The sequence below is a fragment of the Thermohalobaculum sp. genome, assembly GCF_058622915.1.
The window spans coordinates 1-7,143 of record NZ_JBZSYN010000099.1 but is presented as its reverse complement, the minus strand read 5'-3'; the positions used below and the strand labels follow the sequence as shown (position 1 = coordinate 7,143).

Annotated in this window: 7 protein-coding genes; 3 read left to right on the top strand and 4 right to left on the bottom strand. The window is 69.7% G+C overall.

The genetic code is table 11. From position 1 onward, the window contains the following. Positions 1-492 (top strand): glutathione S-transferase C-terminal domain-containing protein (locus AC32QD_RS08180; protein ID WP_492010000.1); only part of this gene is annotated, 492 nt, incomplete at its 5' end. Between the two features lie 16 nt (positions 493-508). On the opposite strand, the gene AC32QD_RS08175 is transcribed toward AC32QD_RS08180, so the two are convergent. From AC32QD_RS08175 to AC32QD_RS08160, 4 genes are all read right to left on the bottom strand, one after another. After that, positions 509-730 carry a GDCCVxC domain-containing (seleno)protein gene (locus AC32QD_RS08175; RefSeq protein WP_492009999.1) on the bottom strand — a complete coding sequence of 74 codons (222 nt, stop codon included), beginning with the start codon at positions 728-730 and terminating at the stop codon, positions 509-511. A gap of 84 nt (positions 731-814) precedes the next feature. Beyond that, a complete protein-coding gene (gene dacB / locus AC32QD_RS08170) occupies positions 815-2,374 on the bottom strand; it encodes a D-alanyl-D-alanine carboxypeptidase/D-alanyl-D-alanine endopeptidase (protein ID WP_492009998.1) in 1,560 nt (519 codons plus the stop codon). A gap of 144 nt (positions 2,375-2,518) precedes the next feature. After that, positions 2,519-3,118 (bottom strand): nicotinate-nucleotide adenylyltransferase, encoded by a 600-nt coding sequence (locus tag AC32QD_RS08165; RefSeq protein ID WP_492009997.1) that lies wholly within the window; start codon positions 3,116-3,118, stop codon positions 2,519-2,521. Between the two features lie 128 nt (positions 3,119-3,246). Continuing rightward, positions 3,247-4,008 (bottom strand): DUF1003 domain-containing protein, encoded by a 762-nt coding sequence (locus tag AC32QD_RS08160; RefSeq protein WP_492009996.1) that lies wholly within the window; start codon positions 4,006-4,008, stop codon positions 3,247-3,249. Positions 4,009-4,169: 161 nt separating this feature from the next. Here AC32QD_RS08160 and AC32QD_RS08155 point away from each other — a divergent pair, with 161 nt between their 5' ends. Together AC32QD_RS08155 and ettA are read left to right on the top strand one after the other, a co-directional pair. Beyond that, entirely contained in the window at positions 4,170-4,931 is a 762-nt protein-coding gene (locus AC32QD_RS08155; RefSeq protein WP_492009995.1) for a CDP-alcohol phosphatidyltransferase family protein, read from the top strand. A 101-nt stretch (positions 4,932-5,032) separates the two neighbouring features. Further along, on the top strand, positions 5,033-6,694 hold the full coding sequence (gene ettA / locus AC32QD_RS08150) for an energy-dependent translational throttle protein EttA (protein ID WP_492009994.1): 1,662 nt from the start codon (positions 5,033-5,035) through the stop codon (positions 6,692-6,694). Positions 6,695-7,143 lie beyond the last annotated feature (449 nt).

The following is a 7,143-nucleotide window of genomic DNA, read 5'->3' as shown; positions in this document are numbered from 1 at the left end:
CTCGCCGACCGCACCGGGCGGCTGGGCGCCGACGGGCCCGGGGCGGGCGACCCGCCCGCGCGCGCGGCGTTCCTCAAGTGGCTGTTCTACCTCTCGAACACAGTCCACGCCGACCTGCGCGCCGCCTTCTACAGCCGCCGCTATGTGGACAGCGAGGCGGCAGTGCCGGCCCTGCGCGCCGGGCTCGCTGCGCGCCTCGCCGGCCACTGCGCTTTGCTGGAGCGCCAGCTCGCGCCCCAGGGCTGGCTGATCGGCCCCGGCCCGACGCTGGTCGACATCTACCTCGCCGCGTGCCTGCGCTGGGCGCAGCTCTATCCCACCGGCGCGCCGGTGCTGGCCGGCCTCGACGCCTTCCCCCGGCTCCACGACCTGCTCGCCGCCCTCGAGGCCCGCCCCGCGATTGCGCGTGCCGCGGCCGCCGAGCACATCCCCGGCCGGCCGCTCACCGCACCCCGGCGCCCGGACCTGCCGGCCAGCCAGGTCACCGGATAGAGCTCACCGGAAGACCCTAGCAGCACCCCTCGCCCGCCTGCACCGGCGGACAGGGCACCGTGCCGTAGGAGCAGAACACGCAGCAGTCCCCGGGCTTGGGCCGCAGCACCGCGCCGCAGCCCTTGCAGTCATAGAAGTACTGGCAGGCGTCGGTGGGCATCACCTCGGTCTCGGCATGGCCGCATTCGGGACAGGTGATGGTCGATCTGCGCTCGATGGCGCGTGGCGCCGTGGTCAAGTCATGCCTCCGTCGGGTCGTACGCCGCCAGATGCGGGCGGCCGGACCGCCCCGACTCCCATATAGGCGCGCGGCCCGCGATTCTCACCCGTTCAGCGACATCACCCAGTGCCGCACCAGCGCGCGCTCCAGCCCGCGCGCCCGCGCCATCCAGCCGCGGTTGATGCGGCGCGTGTCGGGGTGGCGCCGGCTCAGGTCGTTGGAGAACACCGCGAAGGCCAGCCGCCGCCCCGAGGGCAGGGCGATGAAGCCTGCGAGCCCGCTGACATAGTCCATCGTCCCGGTCTTGGCCGCGATCTCGACATTGCGAAAGTCGTAGTGCACGCTCCGCGCCGCCACATTGTAGCGGTCGAGCAGGTCGATCACGCCGCCCGGCAGATGCGGAAAGCGCACCCCCTTGTCCCTCTGGCGCTTCGCCATCGCCACCATCAGCTGCACCAGCCGCCGCGGCGAGACGCGCGTGTCGTCCGACAGCCCCGAATGGTTGACGAAGCGAAAGCCCGGATCGCCCACGGCAAAGCCCGCCGCCTGCGCCGCCCAGGCGTCCATCGCCGCAGCCGAATCGGCCAGCGAGCGCGGGTGCCCGCCATCCGCCCGCGTCGCCGCCTGTCCGATCATCTCGGCGGTGAGGTTGGTCGAGTAGCGCAGCATCGAGCGCACGATCCGGCGCAGGTCGTGGCTCTCGATCTGCGCGATCTGGCGCGCGCCCTCAGGCGCCCGCCCCCTGACCACGTCGCCGATATCGATGCCCGCATTGCCCGCCAGCGTGGCGAACACCTCGCCGGCATACAGACCGGGCCGGCGCAGCGGCAGCCAGCGCGCGCCCTTGCCCTGCATGTCGCTGGCGCGGATGTGCCACACCTCGGCGCCGTCCTCGAAATCGTGGCTGAACAGCGGCGCGTTCGGCGCGCTGGCAAGCGTCACGCGCACGCCCTGCACCACCGGGTCCTGGCGCAGGCCCAGGGCCGAGACCCGCATCGAGGTCGCATCGCCCCGCGTGCTCCACCTCAGGCGCACGCGGTTGAAGTTCAGGCACAGCCCCGACAGCGCCGGGTTATAGGCGGCATCGACCGGCTGGGTCGGGTCGATCGCCGGCACCGCCAGCGCCGCCGAGCCGTCCACCACCAGCCGCCCCGCGACGCGGCGGATGCCGGCATTGGCCAGCGCCTTCACCAGGGGGTCGAGCGCGTCGGTATCGAGCTCGGGGTCGCCCCCGCCCACCAGCACCAGGTCGCCTTGCAGCACGCCGCCCACCACCGGGCCGGTCGCCAGGAGGCGGGTGACGAAGCGGTGCTCCGGCCCAAGCCGGTCGAACGCGTAGAACGACGTGGGCAGCTTCGAGACCGAAGCCGGGGCGAAGGCATGGTCGGCATTGTGCGCGTCGATCACCGCGCCCGTGTCGAGGTCCACCGCAATCCAGCCCGAAATGCCCGAGGGCGCGTCGGGCAGCGGCGCCAGGGCCGGCGTGGCGGCCGGCGGGTCTGCCGGCGGGTCGGCCGGCTTGGCCGCCGGCGGGTCCGCAACGGCGGGCCGTACCGGGGGCAGCGGCGCCCTAACCCGGCCCGCCGGTGCCGCAGTCCCTGCCGCCAGCGCGCAGGCCGCAACCAGGACGCTGCCGAGAATCCCTCTCCGCGTGATGCGCATTCCCCCGCTCCCGTTCCCGCCTGTTCGGAACGCCCGACAATCGCAAATGGCGACTCTCGGCGCAACACCGTCGCGGCACATTGTGACCGGGGGGACTGTGGCGCGGGGCCGCACGCCACCCCGCACGCCCCCCGGCACCTGGGCTCAGGGCCACTCGCCCCGCGCCCGGATCGCGGTCGAGGAGGCGGGCGACATCGGCCCGACCAGCAGGGTCCAGCGCGGCGCCGGGCCGCACGCCACCAGCTGCGCCGCGTGCTGCGGCAGCCGCCAGCGGGCGAAGCGCCGCGCCGCGGGCGACAGGCCCGCCAGCACCTCGCGCCCCGGGCGCGCCAGAACGCCTACGGGATAGTGCGTCATGATCCACTGCCAGCGCTCCCACAGGTGGAACGTGGCCAGGTTGTCCGAGCCCATCAGCCACACGAAGCGCACGCCCGCGTAGCGCTCCGACAGCCGCGCCAGCGTGTCCGCCGTATAGCGCGTGCCCATATGCGCCTCGATGTCGGTGACGCGCACGCGCGGGTGGCGCATCAGCCGGCGCGCCGCGGTGACGCGCCGGGGCAGCGGCGCCGGGCCCTCGGGCTTGAGCGGATTGCCCGGCGAGACCAGCCACCACACCGCATCCAGCCCCAGCGTGCGCAAGGCCCAGCGCGTGATGTGCACGTGGCCCTCGTGCGGCGGGTCGAACGAGCCGCCGAGCAGGCCGACGCGCTGGCCGGGCGAGGCGATGGGTCCGGGTCGGAACATGCACGGGCTCCGCTGCGGGACAGGTCCGGCCATTCGTCGGTCAATCGGCGCCGCTGTCAATGATGGGCCCGCGGATAGCCCCCCGGATGCCCCCTCGGATGGCCCCGCGCGCGATGGCGGGGGGCGGCTCAGGCCCGCTTGCCGGCCTCCGCCAGCTCGCTCATGATCTCGACCTGGATGTCCTGGATTTCCATCAGCCGGTCCCACTGGTTCGAGATCAGGTGGTCGATCTTCTCGTGCAGCTGCCGGATCTCCAGCTCGGCCTTGAGGTTCACCCGGTAGTCGCTCTGCGCGCGCAACCGGTCGCGCGCCTCCTGCCGGTTCTGGCTCATCATGATCACCGGCGCCTGCAGCGCCGCCAGGCACGACAGCATCAGGTTCAGCAGGATGTAGGGATAGGGGTCGAAGGCATGCGACAACAGCAGCCAGGAATTGACCGCGATCCATCCCAGCATGACCAGGGCGAACAGGCCGATGAAGCTCCAGCTGCCGCCGAAGTCGGCCAGCGCGTCCGAGGCCCGCTCACCAAAGCTCAGCGCCCCCTCGAACTCGGTATCGACGTCGCGCGCCAGCACCTCGTGCTCGCGCAGGCTTTCGATCACCTCGCGCTCGAGATTGCTCAGCTCGCCGCGCCCATGCGACAGCAGGCCGTGGATATAGCGGCTGCGAAACTCGTTGAGGTCCGGCCGGCAGATATAGCCCTCCGGGTCCCAGGCCAGGCCCGTGCTGCGGATTTCGCGCACCACCGAGGGCCGGATCAGCGCCGCGCGGATCAGCTCGCGCGACGGCGCCGTGGCGCCGCAGACCTGGCAGGCGTGCGCCTTGTTCGAGGGCTTTGCCGACCGCCGCCTGGGCGGATCTTTTCCTGCGTCACGGGGCGCGCTTGTCATGCGGAGTCTCCCATCGGCGGGCCATCCCGCCGCGCCGAGCATGACGACTTCCCTGCCCTCCGCGCAACAGCTTCGAGCGCCCCGGCGCAGGGGGACTTCCCCTCGCACGCCCCGACGCGGTAGAGTCCCCTCTTCCCGAGGAGGGCAACGGGAGAGACGGTTTGGACGAGCGCCCGGGCGAACATCACCGCAAGCAGGTCGCCGCTGCCTGGGCGGTGCACGCCTTCACCGCGTCCGGCATCGTGCTGGGCTTCCTGGCGCTGCTCGCGATCCTGCAGGGCGACCGGGTCGGCGTCTTCATCTGGCTCGGGCTGGCGCTGTTCGTCGACGGCATCGACGGCACGCTGGCGCGGCACATGCGCGTGCGCGAGGTGACGCCGCAGTTCGACGGCACCACGCTCGACAACGTCATCGACTATTTCAACTACGTCGCCGTGCCGGCGATGATGATCTACTGGTTCGGCTTCGTGCCGCCCGGCTTCGAGGTGCCCGCCGCGGCCGCCATCATGGCGGTCTCGCTCTACACCTTCGCCAACACCGGGGTGAAGAGCCACGACTACTACTTCGTCGGCTTCCCCGCGCTGTGGAACCTGGTCGTGCTCTATTTCCACGTGCTGCAGACCAACCCGTGGCTGAACCTCTCCGTGATCGTGGTCTGCTGCATCCTCACCTTCGTGCCGTGGAAATACGTGCACCCCTTCCGGGTCAAGGACTGGCGGCGCACCACCATCCCCATGACCGTGCTGTGGGCCGCCACCTCGTTCCGGCTGGTGCTGATCGACCCCGACTCGGGCAAGGCGCTCGAGGCCTCGCCGGCGGTGTTCTGGCTGTGGGTCGCCGCCTCGCTCTATTTCTTCGTGCTCTCGGTCCTGCGCACCGTGCGCCCCGACCGCGCCGAGGCCGAGCAAGCCGAAGCCGACTGAGCCCGCTCAGTCCGCCCCCGCGCGGGCGCGTTGCGCCCGGCCGGCCAAGCCGCTAAATCACCGCCCGACCCGTCACCCGCACCCCGAGAGGCAGGCGCGCAATGGCTGTGCAGTACGTCTACCACATGGATGGCCTCACCAAGGCCTACGGGCCGAAGAAGGTGTTCGAGAACATCCGCCTGTCCTTCCTGCCCGGCGTGAAGATCGGCGTCGTCGGCGTCAACGGCTCGGGCAAGTCCTCGCTCCTGCGCATCATGGCCGGGCTCGACCCCGACTTCACCGGCGAGGCCTGGGCGGCCGAGGGCGTCCGCGTCGGCTACCTGCCGCAGGAGCCCGAGCTCGACGCCGCCAAGGACGTGCGCGGCAACGTCATGGAGGGCGTGGCCGACAAGCTCGCCCTGGTCGAGCAGTTCAACCAGATCGCCGCCAGGCTCGGCGAGGACTACTCCGATGAGCTGATGGCCGAGATGACCACGCTGCAGGACCGCATCGACGCCGAGGACCTGTGGGACCTCGACGCCCAGGTCGACGTCGCCATGGAGGCGCTGCGCTGCCCGCCCGACACAGCCGCCGTCGACACGCTCTCGGGCGGCGAGCGCCGCCGCGTCGCGCTGTGCCGGCTGCTGCTCGAGCGCCCCGAGATGCTGCTCCTCGACGAGCCCACCAACCACCTCGACGCCGAGACCATCCTGTGGCTGCAAAGCCACCTGATCGCCTATCCCGGCACCGTGCTGATCGTCACTCACGACCGCTACTTCCTCGACGAGATCACCGGCTGGATCCTCGAGCTCGACCGCGGCCGCGGCATCCCCTGGCAGGGCAACTACTCCTCCTGGCTCGAGCAGAAGGCCAAGCGGCTCGAGCACGAGGCGCGCGAGGACAAGGCGCGCCAGCGCACCCTTGCGCGCGAGCTCGAATGGATCCGCCAGTCGCCGCGCGCCCGCCAGGCCAAGTCCAAGGCCCGCATTAGCGCCTATGACGAGCTCGCCTCGCACTCCGAGCGCGAGCGCGTCGGCCGCGCCCAGATCATCATCCCGCGCGGGGCCCGGCTGGGCAGCCGCGTCATCGAGGTCGCCCAGCTCGCCAAGGCCTATGGCGGCAACCTCCTGATCGACGACCTGACCTTCTCGCTGCCTCCGGGCGGCATCGTCGGCGTGATCGGCCCCAACGGCGCCGGCAAGACCACGCTGTTTCGCATGCTCACCGGGCAGGAGCAGCCCGATCAGGGCACGATCGACTACGGCGACACGGTGGAACTGGCCTATGTCGACCAGTCGCGCGACGCGCTCGACGGCGCCAAGACCGTGTTCGAGGAGATCTCGGGCGGCGTCGACGTGCTCAGGCTTGGCGATGCCGAGATGAACGCGCGCGCCTATTGCGGCGCCTTCAACTTCAAGGGCTCCGACCAGCAAAAGAAGGTCGGCCAGCTCTCGGGCGGCGAGCGCAACCGGGTGCATCTGGCCAAGCTCTTGAAATCCGGCGGCAACGTGCTCCTGCTCGACGAGCCGACCAACGACCTCGACGTCGAGACCCTGCGCGCGCTCGAGGACGCGCTGGTGGACTTCGCCGGCTGCGCCGTGGTCATCAGCCACGACCGCTTCTTCCTTGACCGCATCTGCACGCACATTTTAGCCTTCGAGGGCGACAGCCACGTCGAATGGTTCGAGGGCAACTTCGAGGACTACGAGGCCGACAAGGTCCGCCGCCTGGGCGAGGACGCGGTGCTGCCCAGGCGGATCAGGTATAAGAAGTTTCAGAGGTGAGATTCGATGAAGCTCCCAATCTACACGCCAAAGCCTGTTGTTGATTCCAAACGCGCGCGTCTCATCCAATTGCTTTCGCAACTTCTCCTTGAGCAGTTGTCACAAGACAATCCAAACAGACCAAGGAAAGATGTTGTTCTTTCGGAAGCAGAGCGATCTGAGTTACAGACCCTAATTGACGACATCCGCACAGATAGATCATTTTTTGCGTCATTGGCCTTTATTGATGGCCTGACAGGATCGAATCGAATGACTTCCGAACAACTCCGTGAGCTATATCTTTCTGAAAGACGCCGGAGAGGCTTTTCTAGGCCGTGTGGACGAATTGACTCAGGTAACGGTTTGAGGATTCACGCGGATCGATTTGTCTGATTCATGGATTGCCGACTGGAATGGAGGGTCGGCGATGTCCACGAAGATGACCGAGGCGGACTGGGAGGTGGCGCTGG